A 208-nucleotide genomic window follows, 5' to 3' on the forward strand; every position below is an offset into this window, starting at 1 on the left:
ATGATGGAGAAGCCCCTTGTCAACTGGTCTTTTGGTGTGTTTTCGGCGCCATAAAGCCATCTTCAAGCACTGTTCCACGAAGGCGGTGTCTTTCACCGTGGAGGTTTCCCACCCGACGATCGCCCGTGAATACAGATCGATCACCAAGGCCACGTATACGAACCCGGAATACACCGGCACGTAAGTGAAATCTGTGACCCAAATACGG

1 protein-coding gene is annotated in these 208 nt (G+C 52.4%); it reads right to left on the reverse strand.

The annotated features are described in order from the left end of the window. Positions 1–208, reverse strand: a 208-nt coding sequence (locus tag ACT3TP_RS18845; protein WP_444621308.1) for a DDE-type integrase/transposase/recombinase, incomplete at both ends; no start/stop codon positions are given.

Source organism: Glutamicibacter sp. AOP38-B1-38 (assembly GCF_052377485.1).
Taxonomy (GTDB): Bacteria; Actinomycetota; Actinomycetes; order Actinomycetales; family Micrococcaceae; genus Glutamicibacter.